This window comes from Marinomonas aquiplantarum, from assembly GCF_003314975.1.
Taxonomy (GTDB): Bacteria; Pseudomonadota; Gammaproteobacteria; order Pseudomonadales; family Marinomonadaceae; genus Marinomonas; species Marinomonas aquiplantarum.
Genome location: NZ_QNRF01000004.1, coordinates 1 through 24,856, shown reverse-complemented (window position 1 = coordinate 24,856; position 24,856 = coordinate 1). Strand labels below are relative to the sequence as shown.

At 43.0% G+C, this 24,856-nt stretch carries 26 protein-coding genes and 1 riboswitch; of the genes, 10 read left to right on the top strand and 16 right to left on the bottom strand.

What is annotated here, in order from left to right; all coding sequences use genetic code 11:
- Positions 1–18 precede the first annotated feature (18 nt).
- Positions 19–168 (bottom strand): hypothetical protein, encoded by a 150-nt coding sequence (locus DFP76_RS18245; protein WP_245931904.1) that lies wholly within the window; start codon positions 166–168, stop codon positions 19–21.
- 33 nt (positions 169–201) lie between these two features.
- On the opposite strand from DFP76_RS18245, the gene DFP76_RS08250 reads away from it, so the two are divergent.
- Positions 202–693, top strand: a complete 492-nt coding sequence (locus DFP76_RS08250; protein ID WP_245931903.1) for a ComF family protein — start codon at positions 202–204, stop codon at positions 691–693.
- A gap of 67 nt (positions 694–760) precedes the next feature.
- Positions 761–2,047, top strand: coding sequence for an adenosylmethionine--8-amino-7-oxononanoate transaminase (gene bioA, locus DFP76_RS08245; protein WP_113874177.1), 1,287 nt, complete (start codon positions 761–763; stop codon positions 2,045–2,047).
- A 74-nt stretch (positions 2,048–2,121) separates the two neighbouring features.
- Here bioA and DFP76_RS08240 read toward each other — a convergent pair whose 3' ends face one another.
- The 6 genes from DFP76_RS08240 to rpsF all read right to left on the bottom strand — a co-directional run bounded on the left by DFP76_RS08240 (position 2,122) and on the right by rpsF (position 7,260).
- On the bottom strand, positions 2,122–3,684 hold the full coding sequence (locus DFP76_RS08240) for a methyl-accepting chemotaxis protein (protein WP_113874176.1): 1,563 nt from the start codon (positions 3,682–3,684) through the stop codon (positions 2,122–2,124).
- A 73-nt stretch (positions 3,685–3,757) separates the two neighbouring features.
- The gene (gene dnaB, locus DFP76_RS08235) at positions 3,758–5,134 is read right to left on the bottom strand and encodes a replicative DNA helicase (protein ID WP_113874175.1); all 1,377 of its coding nucleotides are present in this window, start codon (positions 5,132–5,134) and stop codon (positions 3,758–3,760) included.
- 122 nt (positions 5,135–5,256) lie between these two features.
- Positions 5,257–5,700: a 50S ribosomal protein L9 gene (gene rplI, locus DFP76_RS08230; protein WP_113874174.1), complete on the bottom strand. Its 444-nt coding sequence runs from the start codon at positions 5,698–5,700 to the stop codon at positions 5,257–5,259.
- A 19-nt stretch (positions 5,701–5,719) separates the two neighbouring features.
- A complete protein-coding gene (locus DFP76_RS08225; RefSeq protein ID WP_113874173.1) occupies positions 5,720–6,583 on the bottom strand; it encodes a hypothetical protein in 864 nt (287 codons plus the stop codon).
- An 18-nt stretch (positions 6,584–6,601) separates the two neighbouring features.
- The gene (gene rpsR / locus DFP76_RS08220; protein ID WP_013662377.1) at positions 6,602–6,832 is read right to left on the bottom strand and encodes a 30S ribosomal protein S18; all 231 of its coding nucleotides are present in this window, start codon (positions 6,830–6,832) and stop codon (positions 6,602–6,604) included.
- A 23-nt stretch (positions 6,833–6,855) separates the two neighbouring features.
- Positions 6,856–7,260 (bottom strand): 30S ribosomal protein S6, encoded by a 405-nt coding sequence (gene rpsF, locus DFP76_RS08215; protein WP_113874172.1) that lies wholly within the window; start codon positions 7,258–7,260, stop codon positions 6,856–6,858.
- 230 nt (positions 7,261–7,490) lie between these two features.
- Here rpsF and DFP76_RS08210 point away from each other — a divergent pair, with 230 nt between their 5' ends.
- The 3 genes from DFP76_RS08210 to DFP76_RS08200 are packed head-to-tail and all read left to right on the top strand — an operon-like array spanning position 7,491 to position 10,078.
- Positions 7,491–8,240, top strand: a complete 750-nt coding sequence (locus DFP76_RS08210; RefSeq protein WP_113874171.1) for a MipA/OmpV family protein — start codon at positions 7,491–7,493, stop codon at positions 8,238–8,240.
- A 14-nt stretch (positions 8,241–8,254) separates the two neighbouring features.
- A complete protein-coding gene (locus tag DFP76_RS08205) occupies positions 8,255–9,157 on the top strand; it encodes a DMT family transporter (RefSeq protein ID WP_113874170.1) in 903 nt (300 codons plus the stop codon).
- A 15-nt stretch (positions 9,158–9,172) separates the two neighbouring features.
- Entirely contained in the window at positions 9,173–10,078 is a 906-nt protein-coding gene (locus DFP76_RS08200) for a DMT family transporter (protein ID WP_113874169.1), read from the top strand.
- Between the two features lie 211 nt (positions 10,079–10,289).
- On the opposite strand, the gene DFP76_RS08195 is transcribed toward DFP76_RS08200, so the two are convergent.
- The 7 genes from DFP76_RS08195 to hldE all read right to left on the bottom strand — a co-directional run bounded on the left by DFP76_RS08195 (position 10,290) and on the right by hldE (position 19,160).
- Positions 10,290–11,153, bottom strand: a complete 864-nt coding sequence (locus DFP76_RS08195; protein WP_113874168.1) for a DMT family transporter — start codon at positions 11,151–11,153, stop codon at positions 10,290–10,292.
- A gap of 59 nt (positions 11,154–11,212) precedes the next feature.
- Positions 11,213–11,920 (bottom strand): thiamine ABC transporter ATP-binding protein, encoded by a 708-nt coding sequence (locus DFP76_RS08190; RefSeq protein ID WP_113874167.1) that lies wholly within the window; start codon positions 11,918–11,920, stop codon positions 11,213–11,215.
- Complete coding sequence (thiP, locus tag DFP76_RS08185) at positions 11,907–13,490, bottom strand: thiamine/thiamine pyrophosphate ABC transporter permease (protein WP_245931913.1); 1,584 nt, start codon at positions 13,488–13,490, stop codon at positions 11,907–11,909. The genes DFP76_RS08190 and thiP overlap by 14 nt, the downstream gene beginning before the upstream one ends.
- 20 nt (positions 13,491–13,510) lie before the next feature.
- Positions 13,511–14,524 (bottom strand): thiamine ABC transporter substrate binding subunit, encoded by a 1,014-nt coding sequence (gene thiB, locus DFP76_RS08180; RefSeq protein WP_113874165.1) that lies wholly within the window; start codon positions 14,522–14,524, stop codon positions 13,511–13,513.
- 57 nt (positions 14,525–14,581) lie between these two features.
- A riboswitch (TPP riboswitch) is annotated at positions 14,582–14,697 on the bottom strand.
- 22 nt (positions 14,698–14,719) lie between these two features.
- On the bottom strand, positions 14,720–15,946 hold the full coding sequence (locus DFP76_RS08175; RefSeq protein ID WP_113874164.1) for a 3-deoxy-D-manno-octulosonic acid transferase: 1,227 nt from the start codon (positions 15,944–15,946) through the stop codon (positions 14,720–14,722).
- Between the two features lies 1 nt (position 15,947).
- Complete coding sequence (gene msbA, locus DFP76_RS08170) at positions 15,948–17,732, bottom strand: lipid A export permease/ATP-binding protein MsbA (RefSeq protein WP_113874163.1); 1,785 nt, start codon at positions 17,730–17,732, stop codon at positions 15,948–15,950.
- On the bottom strand, positions 17,733–19,160 hold the full coding sequence (gene hldE, locus DFP76_RS08165; RefSeq protein ID WP_113874497.1) for a bifunctional D-glycero-beta-D-manno-heptose-7-phosphate kinase/D-glycero-beta-D-manno-heptose 1-phosphate adenylyltransferase HldE: 1,428 nt from the start codon (positions 19,158–19,160) through the stop codon (positions 17,733–17,735). It abuts the gene before it with no gap.
- Positions 19,161–19,256: 96 nt separating this feature from the next.
- Here hldE and DFP76_RS08160 point away from each other — a divergent pair, with 96 nt between their 5' ends.
- The 5 genes from DFP76_RS08160 (at position 19,257) to DFP76_RS08140 (ending at position 24,308) form a co-directional block, all read left to right on the top strand.
- A complete protein-coding gene (locus tag DFP76_RS08160; RefSeq protein ID WP_113874162.1) occupies positions 19,257–20,417 on the top strand; it encodes an AGE family epimerase/isomerase in 1,161 nt (386 codons plus the stop codon).
- A 2-nt stretch (positions 20,418–20,419) separates the two neighbouring features.
- Positions 20,420–21,367: an ADP-glyceromanno-heptose 6-epimerase gene (gene rfaD, locus DFP76_RS08155; protein ID WP_113874161.1), complete on the top strand. Its 948-nt coding sequence runs from the start codon at positions 20,420–20,422 to the stop codon at positions 21,365–21,367.
- Entirely contained in the window at positions 21,360–22,361 is a 1,002-nt protein-coding gene (waaF, locus tag DFP76_RS08150; protein ID WP_113874160.1) for a lipopolysaccharide heptosyltransferase II, read from the top strand. Before rfaD ends, waaF begins: the two co-directional genes overlap by 8 nt.
- 88 nt (positions 22,362–22,449) lie before the next feature.
- Entirely contained in the window at positions 22,450–23,232 is a 783-nt protein-coding gene (locus tag DFP76_RS08145; protein WP_113874159.1) for a glycosyltransferase family 2 protein, read from the top strand.
- An 8-nt stretch (positions 23,233–23,240) separates the two neighbouring features.
- Complete coding sequence (locus tag DFP76_RS08140) at positions 23,241–24,308, top strand: glycosyltransferase family 4 protein (protein WP_113874158.1); 1,068 nt, start codon at positions 23,241–23,243, stop codon at positions 24,306–24,308.
- Positions 24,309–24,473: 165 nt separating this feature from the next.
- On the opposite strand, the gene DFP76_RS18205 is transcribed toward DFP76_RS08140, so the two are convergent.
- Complete coding sequence (locus tag DFP76_RS18205; RefSeq protein WP_220150990.1) at positions 24,474–24,644, bottom strand: outer membrane protein OmpK; 171 nt, start codon at positions 24,642–24,644, stop codon at positions 24,474–24,476.
- Positions 24,592–24,720: a hypothetical protein gene (locus DFP76_RS18380; protein WP_425451756.1), complete on the bottom strand. Its 129-nt coding sequence runs from the start codon at positions 24,718–24,720 to the stop codon at positions 24,592–24,594. The genes DFP76_RS18205 and DFP76_RS18380 overlap by 53 nt, the downstream gene beginning before the upstream one ends.
- Positions 24,721–24,856 lie beyond the last annotated feature (136 nt).

Below are 24,856 nucleotides of genomic sequence, written 5' to 3'. Positions count from 1 at the left end.
TTTTTTAGACAGTGCTATTTATGCCAATCCCCTAGCAAACAAATCTTTTGCCACCACTGCCAACAAGGCCTTAACCCAAATATAATTTGCTGTCAGCAGTGCAAACGCCCCTGCAATCAACCACAAGCAACCTGCGGACAATGCCAAAGTAACCGACCAAGTTATCAAGTATGTGTAGCCCCCTATTTATTTAGTGGCACCATGCGAACCCTTATCCATCAGATCAAATTTAACCACGGCGGGCATTTTATTCGTCCGCTCACAGAACGCATGTGTCAAAATCTAGTGGCAGAATACCAATCTCGACTCTGGCCACAACAACTGCTCTTTGTTCCAAGCCATCCCAAGCGCATTCGACAACGAGGCTTCTGTCAAACTCAACTCATGGCCAAACAACTACATAAACAGCTTCAAGCCATACTCGGAAAAGAAACGCCAGATCTCCCTAAGATCAACCCGATACTCAAGATTCAGCACAGCCAAGCGCAACATACTTTACCGCGTAAAGCACGATTGACAGCCCCCAATAAAAGCTACCAAATACAAGGTCAGGTTGCGGAACATGTGGCGCTATTTGATGACGTTATGACAACAGGCAGCACCATAGACGCTTGTTGCCAGCAGTTATTAAAAGCAGGCGCCAAACGCATTGATGTTTGGGTCATCGCCAGAACACCAGACAAAACCCATTAACTTACCCTCTGGTCATTTATATTGGCTTTGTTTAGTATGCCCGCAGAACCTACAAAGGCGTCACATTATGCAAAATGAGCTATCACAACACGACTATTTAGCCCTAGATAAACAACTACTCTGGCACCCTTACACCTCCATGAGCCACCCAAGTCCACAGTTTTTGGTCGACAGCGCTCAAGGCTGTGAAATCACTTTAAGCAATGGCAAGACCCTCATTGATGGCATGTCTTCTTGGTGGAGTGTCATTCATGGCTACAATCACCCGGTCATGAACCAAGCCATACAAACGCAGTTAAGCCAGTTTTCCCATGTGATGTTTGGCGGTTTAACGCACAAACCAGCCATTCATCTTGCTAAACAGCTGATCGACATGACGCCGGAGCCATTGCAACGCGTTTTCTTCTCCGATTCTGGCTCCGTTTCTGTGGAAGTGGCTTTAAAAATGGCGATTCAGTATTGGCACACCCAAGGCAAAGCCGATAAACAATTCTTTGTCACACCCAGAAGCGGCTATCATGGCGATACGTTCGCCGCCATGTCTGTTTGCGATCCCGAAAATGGCATGCATAACCTGTTCACAGGCGCTCTTACCCAACAACATTTCATCTCACCACCGCCAACGGGAGTAAACTCGCCAGTCGATCCAGAATACCTTGCTGAAATACGTCATGTACTGACAGAGAACCATCACAAGATTGCCGGATTCATCATCGAGCCTGTTGTACAAAACGCTGGCGGCATGCGCTTTTACAACCCAGATTATCTTAATCACATTCGTTCACTCTGTGACGAATTCGACATCCTGCTAATTTTTGATGAAATTGCCACTGGCTTTGGCCGAACAGGCAAACTCTTTGCCACAGAACACAGCAACATTTGCCCTGACATTATGTGTGTAGGTAAAGCCTTAACGGGTGGATACATGACCTTAGCGGCCACCCTAACAAACGATAAAGTGGCTCTCGGCATTAGTGAAAACGGGGGGGTATTCATGCACGGACCAACCTTTATGGCCAACCCTTTAGCCTGCGCTGCCGCGAACGCCAGCTTATCCTTACTCGATTCTACCGACATAACGGAAACCGTAGCCCAACTTGAAGACTGGCTTAATCAAGCCCTCTCGCCTTGTTTATCATTGGACCCCGTCAAAGATGTCCGCTGTCTAGGTGCCATTGGCGTTGTTGAACTTCATGAGCCAATCAATCTAAATGACATACAACCTAAGTTCGTTGAACTGGGGGTTTGGATTCGCCCATTTGGAAGACTCATCTACCTAATGCCACCTTATGTCATCAGCCAACAAGATGTTCAAAAGCTGGGACAAGCCATACATACGATCCTCAGCCAGTAGAGCAAAAAAAGCCCTTTGTGAATCATTTCAGCAAAGGGCTTTTTTATTCTGTCAGGAATTCATTCTAAAAATGTCTATTGCTTCATACGCTCAGCAAGGTTGCCTTGCTCATAAGCTTCTTCTTCGATGTGAGTGATATTTAACACAATATTTTCAGCACGCTCGATGCTGTTTACACTCAACTCATCGACCACTTCCATCTTGTCGTTTAAGTTACGTGCCACTCCAGCTTGCTCTTCAGAAGAAACATTAATTTGCGCGGTCATTTCCACTATCCGCTGAATAGAGGCTTCTATTTCACTCATTTTTTCAGCGACCTGATTGACACTTTCAACCCCTTGCTGAGCCACTAAAGCGCCTTTATCTATGGTCGACGTGACGTCTGAAGTTTTCTTTTTCAACTCCTCCGTCATACTGTGAATACTTTGCGTGGCATTTTGTGTGCGAATGGCTAACGCTCGCACTTCGTCCGCCACTACAGCAAAGCCTCGCCCTGCCTCACCAGCGCGAGCCGACTCAATTGCTGCATTCAGTGCCAACAAGTTCGTTTGTTCGGCAATGTCACTAATTGAACGAACTAGTTCGTTAATCTTATCGCTTTGCTCAGATAACACAGAGACTACTTGTTTTGCCTCTGCTACCTCTTGATAAACTTGGCCAATCTTAGTGCCTGTTTGCTGCGCAAGGTGACGGCTTTCCAGTGTTAAACTGCCAACCGCTTCTGTTGCCTCAACGGCCACCTGAATATGAGATGACACTTGAGTCACGCTAGAAAGTAATTGTGAACTTGCAGCAACAACGTCTTGGAAAGTGCCGCGCTGTTTATTGAAGTTCGTCAAATTGGTGGTCACACTGGCTTTTGCATCCGAAGCCCGCTTACTTAATTGATTCGCCCCTTCTTTTAGGCGGTAGCGGAATGTATGACCCGCCGCTTCTTGATGAATTTTATCGAAGCGAATAGCGGCTTTTGCCCCCACAGAACGACAATACAGATACTGGCCAATTGGATTCTTCGACTCTTCAGACAACAAAGCAACCAACTCATTAACTGAGCGACCTTGAAGAAAGACTAAACCAGCCCCCAGCAAAGCTAACAAAGGCGCTAATACTTGATAAAATAGGTCTCCAGACAACACACCAGCACACGCCAATAATAGGAAACACAAAAACACAGGCCAGCTCGCATTCGTCAAATGAGAGGCCATCTTAGTAGACCAAGGCAAAAGACTTTTCCCTGAATTAATTCGATCGTAAATGGATTGAGCGTGCTCTTTTTCGGCCTTCGTCGCTTTTCGACGAACAGACTCATAACCAATGACCTTGCTACCATCCAACAAAGGACTGACGTGTGCACTCACCCAATAATGATCGCCATTTTCACAACGATTTTTCACTATCCCCATCCAGCTGCGACCTTGCTTTAGGTTCGCCCACATATCTGCAAACACAGCGGATGGCACGTCTGGGTGTCGGATCAAATTATGAGGCGCGCCAATGAGGCCCGCCTGCTGATAACCCGCCACTTCACAAAACGCATCATTAACAAAAGTAATTCGCCCTTTCACATCCGTGCTGGATACTAAAACATCGCTTTCAGGAAAGTCATTTTCCTTTCCAGTTACAGGCATCTTGCGCATACATCATCCTCGACCTAATCATTATTATTTTAAGATACGAACCACCGCATCCAAGCTTACTCTTAGTCACACATTATTCGTCATCAAAATCACGATAGGCATCTGGCGCTAAGTCTTCAAAGCGGGTGTACTTACCCACAAAAGCCAAACGACAAGTACCAATTGGTCCATTACGTTGCTTACCAATGATGATTTCTGCAATCCCTTTGTGTGGCGTATCTTCATGATATACCTCATCACGATATACAAAGGAGATCACATCCGCATCCTGCTCGATCGCTCCGGATTCACGCAAATCCGAGTTAACTGGACGCTTATTTGGCCGGTTCTCCAAACTACGGTTTAGCTGAGACAAAGCCACCATAGGGCAATCCATTTCTTTCGCAATGGCCTTAAGGGATCGTGATATTTCAGAAATTTCGTTCGTTCGCCCTTCAGTAAAGCCAGGAATCTGCATCAATTGAAGGTAATCGACCATGATGAGGGCGACACCACCATGCTCTCGGGCAATACGACGAACGCGAGATCGCATTTCAGTCGGACTAATACCGCCGGTATCATCAATGAATAACTTTCTGTCTTTCAACATTTTTACCGCGGACATCAGTTTATCCCAGTCTTCTTGGATCAACTGCCCCGAACGCATGCGCGTTTGATCAATTCTCCCTAGCGATGACAACATACGCATCATCAACGACTCTGAAGGCATCTCCAAACTGAACACAATAACAGGAAGGTCACTGATCATCGCGGCGTTTTCAACCAAGTTCATCGCAAAGGTCGTTTTACCCATAGATGGACGGCCCGCCACAATAATTAAATCCGCAGGCTGCAAACCGGCTGTCATACCGTCCAAATCAGTAAACCCCGTACTCAAGCCGGTAATCGCACCGTCTTGATGGTAAAGCTCATCGATCTTATCAACGGTCGCACTCAAGATATCGGACGCAATCCTTGGGCCACCTTTTTTCTCACCGCCTTCGGCAATTTGAAAAATCTTACGCTCCGCTTCATCCAATACCTCTGCAGCCGTCATTCCTTCAGGATGAAAAGCACGAGAGGAGATGTCATTGGTGGTTGAAATCAAACGTCGCAATATTGAACGCTCACGCACGATGTCTGCGTACGAAGCAATATTAGACGCACTGGGAGTCGCTTCAGCCACTTCGATTAAGTAAGCCATCCCACCAATTGCGTCAAGATCCCCTCGCTTATCTAAGCGTTCACCAATGGTCACCACATCAACCGGCTCAGACTCATCGGCCAACCGAGCGATTACTGAAAAGATCAGTTTATGCTCGGGACGATAAAAATCATCAGCAATGACCAGCTCGGACACTTTTTCCCAAGCCTGTGGGTCCAACATCAAACCGCCAACGACAGAACGTTCAGCTTCTACCGAATAAGGAGGCAACTTAATAGAAGCCACTTCAGAATCATCTAATTGCACGCAACAATATCCATTTATAAAAGGTCAAAAAACAATGGGATTAGCTTATCACGGCCACAAAAAAAGGGCATCTTGCAATCAGCAAGACACCCTTTTTTTAGCAAATAATTTATCGAAATAAATTATTCAGCTGTAACAGCCAATGTCACAGTAACAACAACTTCAGAGTGAAGTTGAAGATCGATCTCGAAAGAACCTGTGTGGCGGATTGTACCTTCAGGTAGACGAACCTCTGCTTTAGATACTTCTACTTCTGCAGAAATAACGTCAGCGATGTCGCGAGTACCGATAGAACCAAAAAGCTTACCTTCATCACCAGCATTCGCTGCGATTGTGAAAGTTTTGCCTTCTAGTGATTGAGCACGTGTTTCAGCAGCGGCTTTACGCTCTGCTGCTTGAGCTTCAAGCTCAGCACGACGCTCTTCAAAGCTAGCCAAGTTAGCTTTTGTAGCCATTACAGCTTTTTTATTTGGAATCAAAAAGTTACGAGCGTAGCCTGGTTTAACAACTGCAACGTCACCAATACCGCCTAGCTTGTTTACTTTGTCGAGTAGAATAACTTCCATCTCGATCACCTCTAATTAATCATTCGCTATCACTTGAGTTGGACGCCTTATCTTGGATCTTGGAACGTATATCAACAAAACTATCAATCACACAGAGCGCGATCAAAAGATTCGCAAAATAAACATTCAGGATAAAAAATCCCACCAGATAAAATGCGATCAGTCCAACAACCCCAATTTCTTTTTTTGCTAAAATACCGTGTACTAATGCTAACCCTGGTAATATCAAAGCAGGTACGGCGGCTTGAGAAAGCACAGAAAATGCCCCTCCTACACTCTCACCAATCAGTATCATAGCGCCAAGCACTAGACTGAATGCCACAGGCAATCTTAATTGATGAAATTCGCTGCGTAACCCACCCGGATTATAGAGCCCCGCTTGCCATTTTCTCGCTAATAAAAGCGCAAGAACCGCAATCACCACTTGGAAAATGGACACAGCCATCACCGCCTGGGAAAAGATCATAGACCTTTCGGGTATTTCAACCGCTTCTCTCTGTAAAACAGTCTGAACCAAGTCAACAGCAAAGTTCAAGACATCAGACATAAGCAAAGGCTGAATCAAGGTATTAAATGACGCCAGTAAACTGCCAACTAATAACACCCAACTCCACGACATTGTTACTCTTAACAAATAAGCCAACAACGCCACATCCAACATAACCAGTAATGCTGTCGCATCACCTTGGAGCATCCAGATAACAAAACCTGGTAAACAGCCCCAAGCAAAAACAGGTATTCCTTCTTTTACACCTTTACGAAGCACCACTAAGCCTAAAATGGCAGCAGCCAGCCAAAACATAACAGGGATCAAACCAAACGCTACGACACCTATGATGGCGTTACGGCGCTTATCCATTACCCATTTAGCTAAACCGCTCATTAAGGTACTTCTTGCCTATTAATTAAAGTGGCTATCAGTGTAAGGAAGCAAAGCAATGTAGCGAGCGCGTTTGATAGCAGTCGCTAGCTGACGCTGGTAACGAGCCTTAGTGCCAGTAATACGGCTAGGTACGATTTTACCAGTTTCAGTGATGTAACCTTTTAGTGTGTCTAGATCTTTGTAATCGATCTCTTTAACGCCTTCTGCTGTGAAACGGCAGAACTTACGACGACGGAAAAAACGAGCCATGAGTATCTCCTAATTCAAATAGATTAATCTTCAGATTCTTCAGTAGTTTCTGTAGACGCTTCAACGTTACGCTCTTCACGCTGTGGTGCAGAACGACGCTCTTCACGACCTTCAGATGCTTTGATAGGAGAAACTTCTGTTACCGCATCTTTACGACGGATCACCAAGTTACGGATGATGGCATCGTTGTAGCGGAACGTTTCGTTTAGTTCAGACAAAACACTATCAGAACACTCAACGTTCATAAGAACATAGTGTGCTTTGTGAATTTTGTTGATTGGGTAAGCAAGTTGACGACGACCCCAATCTTCGAAACGGTGTACTTGACCACCATCTTCTGTGATTAGGTTAGTGTAGCGCTCAACCATTGCTGGTACTTGCTCGCTTTGATCTGGGTGAACCAGAAAGACGATTTCATAATGACGCATTTAAGCTCCTTATGGGTTCTTAGTCTCCACGCTTCCCCTGTTAAAAAGCTGTGAGACAAGGAGTATTGATTTACAGGGACGCGAATTATATAGCAAAGCTGTCTATTAAGTAAACGCATTAAATAACATTTTCAATGCTTTCATTGCATCCTACCTGACAGGTTTTACAGCCTGTCTAAAAGGTCATAGAATCACGCCAACTTATCTCGTTTTATGATGGAACAAAAAACATGAATTTCTATGCTTTAAAGTACAGCCTAATATCAGCACTCATTGGTCTTACATTAGCCACCACAACAGTGCAAGCTAAAGGTAGCATTGGAGTTTTAGGAGCGTTGTCTGAATCCATCTATAGAGACATGGAAACTGACTCTCGATTCATTCCTAATTTATCTTTTAAAGGCGAACGCTTTTATGTCACATTTCCTGATGTTGGCTATCACTTAATTCCTCAGACTAAAATGCAAGCCCTATCAGCCGGATTGACCTATCAAACCGCAGGCTTTGACCCTGATGACTCAGATAACAACGACATCCAACAACTCGATGATCGTGATGACAGCGTGATGGCCTTTGCCAAATACCGACTTGGCTTATTCTCTACCAAGGTGGCACAAGATATGAGTGGCACACACAATGGTTATTACATCCGCTTTGCCATTGGCTTACCCATACCCAATGGCAACTGGGTATTTATCCCTTCTATTAGTCATCAATATACCAGCCGAAAAATGAGTCAGCATTTATACGGCGTGTCTCAAGCAGAATCAGACCGCACCTCTGGCAACATTGCCGCTTTCAATGCCGACGCCACATCTGTCTCCAGCATTGGCTTAAGAAGCATCTATAAACTCACACCAAACACAAACATCATGCTCGCGGTCAAACACAATCAATACAGCGACAATGTATTAGACAGTCCCATTGTTGACCAAAAGCGCTCTAACTCGATTATTGCTGGCATTATCTACAACTTTTAAGGCCATAAAACTCAATGCATTCTTTTTCAAATAACACAAAAGCTATGATCTTTGGTTTAGGGGCCGTTTTTCTCTGGTCAACAGTCGCCACGGCATTTTCCCTGTCGTTAAAAAGCCTGTCTCCAACACAACTTTTGCTGATTGCCTGTGCCGTATCACTGATCTTTTTACTTGCCCTACTAGGCTATAAAGGACAGCTAAACCAACTAAAACACCACGCTAAGCAGTCATGGAAAGCCTCTTTGTTCTACGGCGTGATTAACCCTTTCTTGTATTACCTCATTTTATTGCAAGCTTATGACTTATTGCCGGCGCAAGAAGCCCAAGCGATTAATTACACTTGGGCGATTATGCTAAGCTTCATGGCCGTTCCTATTTTGAAACAACGACTAACTCTCGCTGATTACATAGCCGCCGCCAGTTGTTATTTTGGGGTCTTGTATATTTCCACCCGTGGCGAAATCACCACTTTGGCATTCTCTAATCTTGTTGGCGTAGGGTTCGCTCTGCTGAGCACCATAATTTGGGCAATTTATTGGCTGTTAAACACAAAAGACGCTCGACCAAATTTAATTGGACTGACACTTAATTTTGCTTTTGCGCTGCCTATTATCTTGATCTTTGCAGCAGCGACAGGAGAATTAACAAATTGGCAGCCTGAAGGCATTTGGGGAGCGGTTTATATTGGCTTATTTGAAATGGGAGTCAGTTTTGTTTTATGGAATCGAGCTTTGAAACTCACCAGCAATGCCAGCCAAGTAGCCAACCTAATTTTCTTGGCACCTTTGCTGTCCATTGTCTTGCTCTCGCAACTTGCTAACGAGCCCATTTTGACCTCGACTTTAATCGGTCTTAGTTGTATTTTGCTCGGCCTATTTGTACAAAATTGGTCCAAAAGAAAGTCATCTCAAAAATAATAAAAGGAAACACCAATGCCAGCATTTGTTTTTTTGCTACTGCCCATATTTTTTTGGTCCGGTAACTACGTCTTAGGCCGCATGACAGTATCAACAGGCATTGATCCTTATACCATTTCATTTTTGCGCTGGAGTTTAGCCTGTCTGATCCTCCTGCCTTTTGCCTATAAAAAGCTTTACCAAGAAAGACACATTATCCGTCAGCACTGGCCTTTACTCCTGCTTTTTGGTTGGCTAGGCATCTGTAATTACAACTTATTCTTGTATGTCGGTTTAACATCGACAACCGTCACCAATGCCGTTTTATTGAACTCCATCATGCCAGTGATGATCCTAATCACAGCTCGAATTTTATTAGGCAACACAACAAACTGGCGACAAAATACAGGCATCATCATCTCAACCGTAGGTGCCATCATCATTGTTAGCCGAGGCAGTTTAGACACCTTCTTACATCTCACCATATCAAAAGGTGACCTATGGATCTTAACAGCGGCCGTTAGTTGGGCTATTTACTCCGTGATGATAATTCGTCGTCCAAAAGACATGTCATTGATTGGTTTCTTTACCTGTACCGCTCTTATTGGCACCAGCATTCAGGCTCCACTCTTTTTGCTTTTTGGTGAAACCGCACTGAGTGAACTCACTCACGCCAACTGGGGCAGCATTGTATACATGGGAATTTTTGCTTCGATTGGCGCATTCTTGTGCTGGAACATTGGTATTCAAAAACTCGGTGCCGCAACAGCAGGACACTTTATCCATTTACTCCCCGTCTTCAGTATCAGTCTATCAGTGATCTTTCTAGGTGAGCGATTGTTTAGCTTTCATTACGTAGGCATATTATTGATTTTCACAGGCATATTTGTGGCAACCGTTTTAAACAATAGAAAACGGTTGCCACAAAGCACAACAAACTAAGAAAGGTACGAATAAGTCTACTAAGACCCGAAGGGCAAGGTCTAAAAGACTGTATGCTTTGTTGAGCACCTCGAGAATAGGCCTGCTATTCACATTCGGCACTCGCCTAGAATAACAGGCTTTTATCCGCATGCTGATGCCTACATGGAGGTAGGTTATTAGGGCAATGCAGGAGCAATTGCCGAGACAAGAGGACTTGTTCGCACCTTCCCTAACCTCTATTTCGTGCGATTCTGGTACTGATTAAGATACTCAGAAAAATCAGTACCACGCCCATAATGGCGTATATATCGGGTACATGATGCCAAATCACGAGCCCCCAAAAACCACTAAAGGCCACACCAATATAACTAACGGGCGAAACGATACTGGCGGGAGCATACGTATAAGCCTTGTTATACAAAAACATGCCAACATAGAGTGTTATCACGACCGCCCCAACAAGAGGCCAAACATCCATTGGCACCGCTACCCCGCCACCCTGCCAAAGCATCAAGGGAATGGACAACAGACAAGAAACCGCAAAATACACGAATAAGGTTTCTTGACCAGATACCTGATGAGACAACATGCGCGTCGTCACCATAGACAAGGCCAAACCGATTGCAGACACAAACCCAACCAGATGCCAAGGGTTTAAATGATTTGGAGTTGGCTGAATGACGAACGCCACACCAGCAAAGCCGATCAATAAAGGTAACCATCTGGCTTTAGGAATACGAATACCATGCATTGCCAATACGATAAAAGGCACACACAAAGGCGCACAAGTTCGTAATAAAGACGCCTCAACGAGTGGAATGTGATTCAGCGCCCAGTAATAAAACAGAAAGCCAATAAAGCCACCAAAACTGCGTAATAAATGAATCCGCCAGACAGACCAAGGACGCTTTTGCCAGCGACCACGCATTTGCGGCAAAAGAATAAAGACACAAAAAAGGCTTTGCCAAAAAACCAATGTTGATACAGCAATAGTGGTTTGCGCTTGCTTAGCCGCTAGGGCGGTTAAAGACATGACAAAGGCATAAGCAATCGTCGCCAAAATACCCTTTTTAATTAACTCTCTATCATCCATTAAGACTAAGCGCCCACTTCAATTCACTAGATTATTAAGCCATATGTAACTTAATCCATCTAGCTTGTCGAGCTTTTCGACTCCCCCAAATACTGCGTAAATGCGATGGGTGTTTGCGCACTATCCAAAACATCCGCCGCTTCATGAGCAACCACTCGACCTTGCTCTATCAGAATAACGCGACCACCAACCAGCAACGCCTCGCTAGGCAAGTGAGAAACCAATAAGGTGGTTAACGAAAAGTCTTCTGTCACTTGCTTCACTAAAAACAGCATTTCCTCTCTGAGCGCTGGATCAAGGGCACTGAATGGCTCATCTAATAATAGGATTGGTTTTTTTCTCACCAGCACTCTGGCAATGGCAACACGTTGTGCTTGCCCACCCGATAATGCCTGAGGATAAGCATTCGCTTTAGCTGCTAACTGTGTTTGCTCTAATGCCCAAGCCACCCTTTCGCCTTGCTCCGCACTTAAGCGAAGATGCGGTGACACCCCAATTGCCACATTCTGCCAAACCGTCAATTGCGGAAATAAATTATCACTTTGAAACAAGGTCGAAATGGGACGTTTGTAGGCAGGCAAAGCCAACAAAGGTTCTCTCTGAAAGTCTAATACACCACGACCTGGCAAAAAGCCGCCCAGCAAGTGCAACAAGGTACTTTTACCTTCACCACTGGCCCCTAGTAACGTTGTGATACCTTGATCAATCTGAACTTGATAATGAGCATGGAAACGCTCCCAATCGTATTTTAAATCAACCTTGAGCATGCCACTTCCCCCCAACAATACGAGAAAACAACACATATAATCCCAAGCACAACAATATCAACACCACGGCAACACAGGCCCCTTCTTCTAGACGATAAGCTCCGATCAATTGAAACAAATACAGAGGTAAAGAAACCATGCCTTGACTCCCAAATAACGCGATCACCCCCATATCTCCTAGCGATAGTAGTAAAGCAAACGCAAATGCCTGCGCCACTGCGCTTCGCACCAAAGGCCATTCTATTTTGCAACGAGACCAAGCCTGAACCCCTAAACTGGAATACAGGTGTCGAAAACGGCGTTCTTGCTGATAAAAACAGGGCATCATACAACGCAACACAAAAGGTAAAGCCATTACCGCATTAACCCAGACAACGATCCAATAGCTAGATGAAAAACTCAGCCCAAAATCTCTCAACCATAAAAACAAGCCTGTCGCGATGACCAAACCAGGAACCATTAAAATTAGATTACCTACTTGCTCTAACTTAGTTGACCAGATATCGAGCTTTCCCTTTCCCATACAATAACGTGCCAGCACACAAAAACTCAGCCCCAGCAGTAAGCTTATAAAAGCGGCAGGAAAAGCAATCTTGAGCGACACTAAAACCGCCTGCCAAAGCCTCAAGGAGCCTAATGTCTGAAGGAATTGAGTGGAAAACATCGGATCAAAAATAGCAATAAAAGGCGGCAATACAAATACCAGCACGCATAGAAATGCGATCACGTCTAAGGCCTTGGCACCATAAGAGTCTCGAATTGGAAAACGAGATTGCGCTAACAAACTTGAGTCCTGATGATTAACAGGCGCTAACTTGTACACAAAAAGGGCGATTACAGTACAAATCAGCACCTGTAATAGTGCTAAAAAGCTGGCTTTATTCAAATCAAAGTCAAACCTTAATGCTTGATATATAGCTACCTCAAGGGTGCTCGACTTAGGACCACCTCCTAAGCTGAGTACCACAGCAAAGCTGGAAAAACAAAGCATAAAGATCAATACAAAGGCACCAGGTAAAGCTTTCCGTAAGTAACTCCATTCTATAAAACGGAAAGCAGACCATCGATCAAAACCTAATTGGTAAGCTTGACGCCACTGACCTGATGGAATCAAAGCATAGGCCTGTAAAAGCAACCTAACCGCCAATGGCATATTAAAAAATACGTGCGCCAACAAAATACCGGTCAAACCATATAATGGAAGCTCAATACCAGAAATCTGTGCTAACCAACCCGTTCTCCCATACACCACAACGATCCCCAAAATAGCAACAATACTAGGCACCACCATAGATACAGAAAATAACTGCAATAGAAAAGATCGCCCCCAAAAAGAGCGATGAAATAAGCAGGATGCGACAGGCACCGCAATAACAAGACTAAGCAAACTGCTTAATAAAGCTTGCCATAAAGAAAAGCGAATCAGACGCCACAAATAAGGCTGAGACAAAAAGGACGACCACTCAGCCACATCGCTGTAGCGCAATAAAGCCATCAAGCTAAAAGCACCAATACAAACAAACAAGCCCACTCCCAGCATCGCGGGAAGCAGGCTTGCTATTCTAATCACTCGATTCAAACTAATTCAGCTTATTCCGTCGTCGCATTCAACCATTCATTTACCCAAGCTTTGCGCTGCTCGGCCACTTGGTCAGCAGGTAACACCAAATTCGTCGATGGCTTCATCGCCGACGCAAAAGCATCAGGCAAAGGCTGCTCTAGATCGATTACAGGCAACATCCAATTTCCCGTCGCAATTGTCGATTGAAAACCAGAAGTTAAAATAAATGACATGAAACGCTCCGCTAAGGCTTTATTGGGTGCCGATTTCATCATCGCCGCAACTTCAACCTGAGGGTAACGACCTTCTTTCGCTTCAATCGCTTGGTATTTGGTTTCGCCTTCCGCCACTATGTGATAAGCCGGTGACGTAGTGTAGCTCAACACCAAATCCGCCTCACCTTTCAAAAACAAACCGTATGCATCAGACCAGCCCTTAGTCACCGTTACCGTATGAGAGGCTAACTTCGACCATGCTGACGCAGCTTTATCACCGTATACTGATTTCATCCAAAGCAATAGCCCCAACCCCGGCGTACTAGTACGAGGGTCTTGATAAATCACTCTTAAATCTTGGTTTTCAACAATCTCGGCCAAACTTTTAGGAGGATTGGCTAGGGTTTCCGAATTATAAATAAACGCAAAATGCCCATGATCAAAAGGCACGAAGACTTTATCAGACCAACCACCTTCCAAGTTTACCACCGAAGTATCAACGCCATGTTCAGCCAACAAGCCTGACTTTTTAGCGGCTTGCATTAAATTCAAATCCAGACCTAATAACACATCGGCAGATGAAGAGTTACCTTCTAATTGCACTCGAGACAGAATACCAACGGAGGAATCCAAAGCGACAAAATTGACCTCACAATCACATTGTTTCTCGAAGTTTTCTTTGATCTTCGGACCTGGCCCCCAGTCGGATGCAAAGGAGTCATAGGTATAAACATTAAGTGTTTGTGCCGCTGACGAAAGTACTGAAAAAGACAGCGTAACCGTCGCCAAGGCAATACTAGAACAAGTGCGAAAAGAAAGTTTTTTCAAGGTGTCGCTCCTAAGAATAAGTGAGCGGCGTATAGGTGAAACGGCAAGATAGGATAAACAGACTTGCTACCTCAATTCCTACGCCAGCATAATCTGGATCAGGTTCAATGGGTTAGCGAGCCTTCGCTTCTCAGCTTTGGTTTTATATCAACCAAGCACCCCATGAGATAATGAGCGATTATTGTAAAGAGTCCCCTAATGAAAGTCTATTTCATTCAAAACCCTGGTCACAGCGCCTTGGCTTTTTTCGGCAAAACGCAACGCCGACTGGCCGATCCGTAAACGCTGTGATGATTGTGACGCTAATGCCAACACGAACTCGGTTAATTGCGTTTCGTCTTGGCACTGCAAGGCTCCCTTTTCTAACAGGAGCTGATCTGTAATGTCTTGAAAATTAAACACATAAGGACCCACAATGATCGCTTTAGCTAATAACGCAGGCTCAATTGGATTGTGTCCACCTCGCTTCACCAAACTGCCACCAACGAAAGCCAAATCCGCAGTTTGATAATACTGCATCAGCTCTCCCATTGAGTCGCCAATGATCACATCATATTCAGACCACTTATTGAAAGCCACTTGGCTTCGCAACCCCACACGAGAAAATGAGGCTTGCGCCAAAGCAAGTACAGATTCGAAACGCTCAGGGTGTCGCGGTACAAGGATCAGCAATGCTGTCGACTGCTTCTCCAACAGCGCTTTATGTGATTGCAATATAATCTCATCTTCACCTTGATGAGTACTCGCCGCAACCCAGACAAAGGCTTTATCAAAGTCATTGCGCCATTGATGCAGCTTCACTTCCTCAGGCACACTCAAATCAAATTTAATGCTACCAGTGACATACACTTTTTTCGCACCCAGTTCTTTAAAACGCTGAGCATCCGCTTGCGCATGGGCTAAAAACTGATCAGGTAAAGTAAAAAGGTGACGAGAAATGGCTGAGAATTTTTGATAACGCTGATATGAGCGTTCACTCATTCGGGCATTCACAATACTAATATGTAAACCGTTTGATTTCGCTTGTTCCAGCAAATTTGGCCAGAGCTCAGTTTCAATGATTAACAGTCGAGAACAGGTTAAATCCCGCAATGCTCGTCTCACTGCCAAACGCCAATCCATCGGCAAATAACGATGTAGAGCAAATGGAAACACTTGTGCTGCTTGCGCCGCACCAGTTGGCGTCATGGTGGTTATTAATAAGGTTTGATTCGGGTATTTTTTTCGCCACTGCGTCACAAGTGGCCGTGCGGCCAACACCTCTCCGACGGAAGCACAATGAATCCACAAGTCCGCTTCCACCTTCCCCCAACGACCAAATGCTTCTTTTGCTCGATAGGCAGGGTAATTTTTTTTAAAGCGTCGAACCTTCATGCAAATGATAGGAGTCAGTAAAGCCAGAAGGATACGATACAACCACATATCAGTCAGCTGCCTCACTGAATTGCTGGTTATGTAACTGAGCATAAGCGCCATTCATCGCTAATAACTCAGCATGAGATCCCTGCTCGATGATTTCACCATGGTCAACCACCGCGATAATATCAGCATTTTCAATGGTCGATAGCCTGTGAGCAATGGCAATCGTTGTACGGTTTTCCATCAGTCCATCCAAGGCCATTTGAATGGCTCGCTCCGACTCTGTATCCAGTGCCGAAGTTGCTTCGTCCAAGATGAGAATGGGCGCATTTTTCAAAATAGCTCGCGCGATGGCGATCCGCTGGCGTTGACCTCCGGAAAGCAAGACACCATTCTCACCCACCATGGTTTCTAAACCTTGATCCAACTCTTGAATGAAGCCCCACGCATTGGCCGCTTTTGCCGCCTCAATCACTTGCTCATCACTGGCATCACGCAAATGTCCGTAAGCAATGTTTTCACGTATGGTGCCATTAAATAAAACAACTTGCTGGTTCACCAAAGCAATATTGGTTCTTAGAGAACCTAATTGGTAATCTGAAATGGAAACGCCATCAATGTTTAACTCACCTTCATCCAAGTCATAAAAGCGTGGGATTAAGTTAGCTATAGTCGACTTACCACTCCCAGAACGACCAACCAATGCAAGGGTTTTCCCTGCTGGCAAGGATAACGTAATTTTCTTGAGAGCCTGTTTTTCCGCATTTGGGTAAGAGAAAGACATGTCTTTCCATTCAATATCACCCTTTAAAGATTGTGCGAGAACCTTGCCATCATCAGGCTCGACCGACATATCTAGAAATTCAAAAATGCTTTGCGAAGCGGCAATGCCTTTTTGCAAAACACTGTTCACATCCGTTAGCTGACGAATTGGTTTACCCAACATACCTGCTGCAGTCAAAAAAGCGATAAAATCCCCTGGCGTCATGTGCTGACTAATGGTCGGACTTAGTGCAAACCAAATCAAAATCGCCATTGCTAACGCCAGAATAAACTGAACAATCGGAATATTTAGAGAACGAGTTTTTTCCATTTTCAGTTGTGAGCGGCGATTTTCTTGGGCGGCTTGGCGAAAACGTTCAATTTCATACTGGCTACCACCAAAAATTTTCACTACCTCATGGCCTTTTATAGCCTCCGATGCCACATCCGTTACCCCCCCCATGGCATTTTGAATGCGCGCGCTCAAACGACGAAAACGTTTTGATGCATAAGAAACAATCACTCCGATAAGAGGAACCACAAGTAAGAAGAGTAAGGTCAATTTCCAGTTCATGTAAATCATGTAACCTAACAAACCAACAACAGTAAAACCTTCTCTCAGCACAACCCTTATTGCTTGGGTCACTGCACCAATTACCTGCTCAGTATCGTAGGTCAATTTAGCCAGCAAACGTCCCGTTGGAATAGAGTGATAGTAACTAGATGGCATTTTGATCATTTTATTAAACATACTGGTTCTAAGATCAAACACGACTTTATTGGCAACTTGTGCCATAAAGTAGCTACCCAAAAAAGTACCGATACCACGAGCAATGAAGATTGCTAGGATTGCTAAAGGGATCACTGTCCTATTCTCAAGCACTTTTCCTTCAGAAACCGCATCAACAATATGCTTCAACAAAGCAGCAAGAGCAGGCTCCATCCCTGCATACAGCATAAAACCAACTATACTAAGAGCAACATACCCCCATGATGCTTTGACATAACCAAGCAGTCTCAAGTAGGTTCTAAAGCCAGAGACTTTTTCCATATTATTTTTTGCTTCTGTCATTTGATCTTTTTGCATTCAAAGATTCGCTTTATCAATTATGGACGTTGTTGAATAACCATCTAAAAATGTCAGCACCTTTACCTCACCACCATTTGCTAATACATGATCGGAACCAACTATTGTTTCAATAGAATAATCCCCCCCTTTAACCAACACATCAGGAGATAAAAGCTCAATGATATTTTTTGGAGTGTCTTCATCAAACCAAGTCACCCAATCAATTGCACCAACAGACTCAAGCACCGCCATACGGTGCTCTAAATTATTGATAGGACGTTTCTCACCTTTTAAGCGCTTCACAGAAGCATCTGTATTTACAGCAACAACCAGTCGATCGCCAAGCGCTTTTGCCTGTTTCATATATGCAACATGCCCCGGATGCAAAATATCGAAACAACCATTAGTAAACACTACTTTTTCGCCATTTACTTGCGCCAACTTAATCTGTTGCAAAAGCGCTTCCGGCGCTAATACACCAAAATTTTGGGAATGGGTACGCTGATACATAATGGTTTCTAGCTGATTTGCGGTAATAAAAGCTGTTCCAAGTTTTCCGACAACATAACCAGCAGCCTGATTCGCATACTCAACCGCATCGACAAATCGCTTACTACTCACATAAATAGCAGTTAACACCGCAATCACTGTATCCCCTGCTCCGGTTACATCAAACACTTCCCTCGCAGCCGTCGCAAGATAAAATGGCACTTTATCCCCATCCAACAAAACAAGCCCATCTTCACCACGAGTAACAAGCAACGCATCCCAGCCAAATTCGTTTTTTAATTTTTTAGCTTTAGCTTCTAGCTCTTTGGTTGTACCGCATGCCCCTACTATAGTCTCAAACTCGAGTAAATTTGGTTTAACCAATGTGGCACCTTGATAAATCGAAAAATCATTCCCTTTGGGATCAACAAAGCTTGGTACATTAAACTGATTAGCTAACTGGATTAACTGTGGAATATCGGCAAGACAACCTTTGGCATAATCTGAAAAAATAACCGCATCCGCTGTCGGTAATAAGTCTTCAACCACATCAGCTAATGCTGCGTTTTGTGACAAGCTGTCTTCACGTTCTTCAAAATCCAAACGAATTAACTGCTGATGACGACTCATCACTCTCAATTTGGTAATAGTTGGAAGCGTCTCTGAGCGAACAAAACAACACTGCACTCCTGATGCTTCTAGGCATTTCTCAAGAATATCGGCATTTTCATCTTGCCCTACAACACCAACCAAAGTAACTGGAACACCTAGTTTAGCTAAGCCTAACGCAACGTTGGCAGCACCACCTGGACGATCTTCAACATTAGAGACTTTTACTACTTGTACAGGCGCTTCTGGTGATATTCTAGAAGTCCCTCCGTGCCAATATCTATCCAACATCACATCCCCAACAACTAGGATGTGTTTATCCTTAAAATTCAAGTAAGAAGAGTTCATAGCCATTTAATCATCGATTTTTAAAAGCCAACATCTTATCATAGTCACTGCGCAAGTTGGACACACGAACATCAATAAAATAAGGCTATTAACAGCATGCTTAAGTCAGCAATTTTGGACTGCCAAACTTTTGTTTTCTCTAAACTTCTTCCTAATTGGGCCAAGCATGGTTTAGATGACTCATTAGGCTATAGTTACGAGAGCCTAAATCAGGATTGGTCGATCAATCCCGTAGGCCGAATTCGTTTGCTAACTCAATGTCGTCAGCTTTACACCTTCAGTCATGCTTGCCTTATTGAACCCCAGATAAACAATCAACATAATTTCAAAAATAAACTCAAACCATTGTTTGAGTTTATTTTAGGATATTATTACAAAGAAGATCGCTGGATCTTTTCATTAGATGACAATTTGAACACAAAGGATACTAGCTCAGACGCCTATGCTCTGGCTTTCATCCTACTGTCTTTTAGCTTTTACTATCAAGCTACTAGAGACGAAAGAGCGATTGAATACATTGCCAAAACACACCATTTTTTGCTTGAAGAAATGACCTCTTCATACGGTGGTATTTTTGAAGAGTTTCCAATTAGCAAAGAGCAAACACGTCGACAAAACCCGCACATGCACTTGTTAGAAGGCTACATAGCCGCTTTTGAAGCAACTCAAAAGGATGAATACAAAAGCATGATTAAGATGCTCTTATCACTTGCTGAGAAACACTTCTTTGATAAGAAAAATAAAACGCTTAGGGAGTTTTTTACTTATGACTGGCAATGGCATCCTGAATTGGGCTATCAAGTAGAACCTGGACACCATTTTGAATGGGTGTGGCTCTTATACAAAGCGAACCAAATTATACCCAACACAGAATACACGGATCTCGCTCAACAACTTTGGTTAACCGCCACAAGGCATGGCATCGATAATAACGGCGGTATATTCAATCAAATTGATGGCAACACACTCATAGCGACAGATAAAGAAAAGCGTATTTGGCCGATTACCGAATACCTAAAAGCCATCACGGTGATACCAATTGGTTTGGAAGAGAAAACGTTAAGACTAACTCAAGCTTGTGAATTCATGCTACAAAACTACTTTCTAACCACAGGGGGCTGGAATGAATACCTTGACCAAGATAATGTTCCGAAAAAATCCCCACTATCAGGCACAACCAGCTACCACATTTTTCTGGGCATTACAGAAGTGTTAACATGGTTTAAAACAAACAACTCCCATAACAAATTGGATTGAATATGTTTATTGTAACTGGCGGTGCTGGCTTTATTGGCAGCAACATAATCAAAGCCTTAAATAACCGAGGAATCACCAACATATTGTTAGTGGACGACTTAACAGATGGTAAAAAATGCCTTAATTTGTCAGACCTTAACATTGCTGATTACATGGATATGTATGATTTTTTAGAAGCCATCAAGCAAGATTCCTTAGGCATAGAGGTTACAGCCATTTTCCATGAAGGTGCTTGTTCAGCAACTACTGAATGGGACGGCAAGTACGTGATGGATGTTAACTATCAATATTCCAAAGCAGTATTAGCATTTAGCTCAAAACATAACATTCCATTTTCATACGCGTCTTCCGCATCTGTGTATGGCTCAGGCCCTATCTTTGAAGAAGCTAGGCAGTATGAGAAACCATTGAATATGTATGCTTATTCAAAATTTCAATTTGATCAGTACGTAAGATCTCTTTTACCAACTGCAAAACATCAAATCGTAGGCTTTCGTTACTTCAATGTTTATGGCCCAAGGGAACAACATAAAGGTAGCATGGCAAGTGTGGCATTTCATTTACGCAACCAAGTATTAGCAAATGAAAACCCAAAGCTTTTCGGTGCTTATGATGGCTATGAAGCAGGTGGACAAAGCCGTGATTTCATTTATGTTGAAGACCTTGTTAACACCAAACTTTGGTTTTTAGACAATCCTGACAAGTCTGGTATTTTTAATCTTGGAACTGGTAAAGCTGAGCCTTTTAGAACGATTGCCGAAACCGTTATTAATCATTACGGAAAAGGAGAGATTGAATACATCCCATTTCCAGAGCACCTTAAAGGAGCTTATCAAAGCTTTACCCAAGCAGACATAACAAAATTAAGAAAGGTAGGGTATACAGGCTCATTTAGAGGCTTAGCAGCCGGTGTTAAAGACTATCTGGGTTGGCTGGACAATCATGGCTAAGTATTTAATTGTAGGTCCATCATGGGTAGGCGACATGGTTATGGCGCAAAGCTTATTTATAACCATTAAACAGCAAGAACCAGACGCCATCATTGATGTTATTGGCCCTAATTGGTCAGTACCAATTCTCGCAAGGATGCCAGAAGTCCGAAATGCTATTGTATTGCCTACAACTCATGGCGAATGGGGAATCAAGACACGCTTCAATATTGGCAAAGGGTTACGTGATGAGAATTATGGAACCGCTATTGTCATTCCTAGATCTTGGAAATCGGCTTTGGTACCTTTTTTTGCGAACATCCCTCACAGGGTTGGTTTTAAAGGTGAGCAAAGATACATATTGCTCAATGAACGCAGGAAGTTAGATAAAAATATCTTAAACCAGACTGTAAAACGTTTTGTATCTTTGGGAGTTAATAATCAAGATGCTTACCCGCCGAGCTCCCTTCCTCAACCAAAGCTGATGATTGATAAAACTAATCAATCAGAGCTATACGAAAAACATTCACTATTTGAACGTCCTGCAGTTGCACTTATGCCTGGCGCTGAGTTTGGTCCATCGAAACAGTGGCCAATTTCACACTTTCATGAGCTTGCAAAAATGCTTATAGCAAAAGGTTACCAAGTGTGGGTACTAGGTGGACCAAAGGACAAGCAAGATGGAAGCAAAATTACTCAAGGGCTTGGCGAATACGCCATAAACTTATGTGGAAAAACCCAGCTGGTTGATGCCATCGATCTGCTTAATGCAGCCGAAGTTGCCATAAGCAATGATTCTGGGCTCATGCATGTAGCGGCAGCAGTTGGAACTAAAGTTCACGGGATATATGGTTCAACCAGTGAACTATTCACTCCACCGTTAACCGATGACAAAACAATCCATAATCTTCATTTAGATTGCTCACCGTGTTTTAAACGTGAATGCCCTCTTGGCCATACTAATTGTCAATTTAATATCGATCCAAATACAATCTATAAGAGCCTATTCAATTAATGAATATCGTACTATCGAGAAATCAGCCTCCCCCAGCGTTCACATCACAGTACGCCTTGTTCCATTATTTATTAAGGAAAAAACAGTTATGATTTCTGGAAATATAATCACTTTAAATGAAGAAAATAATATTTCAGATTGTATAAAATCCTTACAAACGGTGTGTGATGAGATTATTGTGGTTGACTCGGGAAGTCATGACAACACCATTAATATAGCTAAAACATTAGGCGCCAAAATTGTCCATCAAGCATATTTAGGTGATGGAATACAAAAAAACGTCGCTTTAAAACACACTAAAAACACTTGGGTTTTAAGTTTGGATGCCGATGAGCGCCTAACTCAGGATGCTATCGATTCAATTAAAAAGATCAATTTCGATAAATCACCTTATGAAGCCTTTTCTTTTCGTAGAAAAAATATGATTGGCAGTAGATGGATTAAGCATTGTGGATGGTATCCAGATCGTTGCGTAAGGCTATACAATTCCAAAAAGACTCGCTTTGCTGACGTTAAACAACACGCAAAAGTCCAAACTAATAAAATAAATCACATTAATGCGGACATCATCCATTATTCTTTTCGTAATATCGGTGAGCTTTTTGCCAAACCCGGTAGAAACTTTAGTGGTAGAGCCGCAAAAATCATGTATGCAAAAGGAAAGCGCGCTAATGCTCTCTCTCCTTTTGCTCATGGTCTAAATGCGTTCATCCGCAAGTATATTTTTCAACGTGGTTTCTTAGGAGGGGTTGATGGTTTTACTGTATCATTAAGCTCTGCAGTTAATAGCTATCTAAAATACGCAAAACTTCTTGAGTATCAACGAGACAGTAGCGTTATTAAACAAAATGACTTTAATAATATATGGTGAGATAAATCATGAATCAACTATCCGTCCTTCATGTAAACCTTGCAAAAGGTTTCCGTGGAGGGGAAAGACAAACAGAGCTGTTGATCAAAGAACTATCAAAGGTGGCGGGAATTAGACAGACCTTAGCATGCAGACAAAGCTCACCTTTAAGAGAAAGACTTTATAAAACAAAAAACCTAATATTTAAGGACGTCAACAATCAAATATCAGGTTTATTGTCCCCTAATAAATTTGATATCGTACATGCTCATGAAGCGAAAGCAGTACATTGGGCATATCTCAATAATATAATCCACAAAACGCCTTACATAATCACCAGACGCGTGGACACACAGGTCAAAAATAAGTGGCTCAATATAAAGTCCTATTCAAATTCATCCGCTATTGTCGGTATATCAAACCTCATCTCACAACACCTTAGTGAGAAAAAGTGGGGGGATGTATATACCATACCAAGCTCAAGCGCTCAATTGAACCGATCTCTTCACGTCGGAAAAGCATTTAAAGATTTATTTACAGATAAATTCATTATCGGGCATGTAGGTGCTTTGGTCGATAAACATAAAGGTCAAAAAATACTTATCGAAGTGGCAAATCTCTTGGAGCAAAGCGACCCTGATATACACTTTGTCTTTTTCGGAGACGGCGCCGACAAAGAAGAGCTGCATCAACTCACCGTGCAGAGTAAAAATATCACTTGGATGGGATTTAAAGATAATATCGGTGACTTTTTACCTTTTTTAGATATATTTGCTTTTCCATCAAGAAATGAAGGTTTAGGTTCTACTTTATTAGATGTCATGGAATCAGAGGTCCCAATTGTTGCATCTAATGTCGGAGGCATACCTGATATTATCAGACACAAAAACACAGGGATCTTAGTTAAACCAAATGATGCTGCAGAACTTAAAGATGCTCTCTTAAGTTTAAGAAACAATGGGGAAGAAAGAAAAAATCTAATCATTAATGCTAAGAAATTCGTAGAAAACTATACACCTAACAAAATGGCCGAAAGGTACCTTAATTTATATCATTCCAAAATCCATGTCATTAAAAGCCTAACAACTCCGGAATAATAGGTGCGAATAAGCCCACTGAACTTCCCTTTAACCACAGCAACGCCGCTCTAAATTGACCTGCATTACTGTCGCTTAACCTAGGGAAGTCCAGTAGGCAGGAGGGGCTGCCATCATTCAACTTATTCGTGCCTCTCTTAACCTCGCTTTAAAAGCATAGAAATTTTAAAATTTATAAGTCGCAGCAATATAGTGAGAGACACCTGAGGATTTAAATCCAGATGTATCTTTGATGCCATAAACATCTTTATAGATTTTCATACCATAACCCAAAGCGTACTGCTTAGAGTGCCAATATAACCCCTGAAAAGTTGCCCCCATCAGTGGCGGTAACATAATCACTATCCATACCAAATTGATGATCCAAGTAGCCTTGATAAGCCAAAAAAGAACCATTCTCGAATGTCTTAATCGGTTTAAACCAGTTTGTAGAAAACTGATAGCCATTCCAACTGTAATCCCCCCAAAAAATGATTGGGGTTTTAAGTAGAGAGTTTTATGATCAATGCATCAGGAGCGATCTATGAAGAAGTCACGTTTTACCGAAA